The organism is Glaciihabitans tibetensis (assembly GCF_003003265.1).
Taxonomy (GTDB): Bacteria; Actinomycetota; Actinomycetes; order Actinomycetales; family Microbacteriaceae; genus Glaciihabitans; species Glaciihabitans tibetensis.
The window spans coordinates 1-1,549 of the sequence record NZ_PVTL01000018.1 but is presented as its reverse complement, the minus strand read 5'-3'; the positions used below and the strand labels follow the sequence as shown (position 1 = coordinate 1,549).

Annotated in this window: 1 protein-coding gene; it reads left to right on the top strand. The window is 61.2% G+C overall.

Annotated features, from left to right (window positions below):
* Nucleotides 1-289: 289 nt before the first annotated feature.
* Nucleotides 290-1,525: an IS110 family RNA-guided transposase gene (locus tag B0I08_RS17475; protein ID WP_106215233.1), complete on the top strand. Its 1,236-nt coding sequence runs from the start codon at nucleotides 290-292 to the stop codon at nucleotides 1,523-1,525.
* Nucleotides 1,526-1,549 lie beyond the last annotated feature (24 nt).

The window sequence follows — 1,549 nt, the reverse complement described above, 5'->3', positions numbered from 1 at the left end:
AGAGGCCAGCAGCCCAGCGTCGTTGACGCTCCGTGGGGATCGAAAATATGGGGTGGTCGCCTCCCACAGCCCGCTGGCGCGGACAAACGTCGGGGACGGATGATGATGGGGTCTGCTGCGGTTGACGTCGGCGATTACTTGGTGCCGTACCGAGCCTGCAGGCCAGCTTGACGTGGAGGACCCCACGGGAACCGTGGAGTGTTGCCTTGAGCACGAGTATCAGATTCCAGCTTGACCCTGTCCTCCCCGCAGCAGACCCCATATTGGTCTAAAACAAGGGAGGAACATCATGGATGTGGTCCACGACCGTGCGGTCGGAATCGATATCTCCAAACGCGACGCCAAAGTGTGTGTCCGCGTTCCCGGTGAACGGCCGGGAACTTTCACCAACGACGTCACCATCTGGGGTGCCACGACAAACCAGATCTTGGAGTTGCGCCGCTTTCTGGAAACGAAGAACGTGACGGTGGTGGTGATGGAATCCACCAGCGATTACTGGAAACCGTTCTACTACCTGCTGGAGGAAACCCTCCCCGTGATGCTGGTGAATGCGAAGAACGCCCGCAACATCCCGGGACGCAAAACCGATGTCTCCGATGCCGCATGGTTGGCGCAACTTGCGTCCCACGGCCTGCTGCGGGCATCGCTGGTGCCCCCGGAACCGATCCGGGAACTGCGCGATCTGACCCGGGCGCGAGCGACCGCAGTGCACGACCGGACCCGGGAAATTCACCGGTTGGAGAAGTTTCTGGAGTCTTCCGGGATCAAGCTGACGTCCGTCGCCTCCAACCTGACCGGGGTGTCGTCGCGGGCGATGCTCGATGCTCTCCTTGCCGGTGAGCGCGACCCGCGGGTGTTGGCGGAGTTGGCGCATGGCCGGTTGCGGCAGAAGATCCCGCAACTGGTCGAGGCGATGACCGGGTTCTTCACGCCCCACCACGCTTTCATGGTCCGCTCCCACCTGATGCAGATCGATACCCTCACCGCCCGCATCGATGACTTCACCGTTCGGATCGAGGAGGCGATGGCGCCCTTTCGTGATGCCCGCGACGCCCTGACCACCATTCCCGGGGTCTCTGTTGCTATCGCGGAAGTCATCATTGCCGAAACCGGTGGCAACATGAGTGTGTTTCCCACCCCCGGCCACCTCGCGTCCTGGGCCGGGGTATGTCCCGGATCGAACGAGTCCGCCGGCCGAGTCAAATCCGCCCATATCTTGCCCGGCAACAAACATTTGAAAGCCGCCCTCGGGATCGCCGCGTTGACCGCGGTTCGATCCAAAACCAGCTACCTGTCGGTGAAGTATCGACGCATCGCAGCCCACCGCGGACAGATGAAAGCTGTCGTCGCGCTCGAACACACCATCCTGACCGCGATCTGGCACATGCTCACCACCGGGGAAACCTACCTCGACCTCGGCCCGAACTACTACGCAAACCTCAACCCCGACCGGACCAAAAACAAAGCCGTCCGGCAACTCGAAGCCCTCGGATACGAAGTCACAATCACCCACGCAGCAGCATAAGGAACCTCTATTTACGTATCAGTT

Bases quoted from the DNA above. Each gene is read 5' to 3' on its own strand.
- B0I08_RS17475 (WP_106215233.1), top strand. From the start codon at position 290: ATGGATGTGGTCCACGACCGTGCGGTCGGAATCGATATCTCCAAACGC.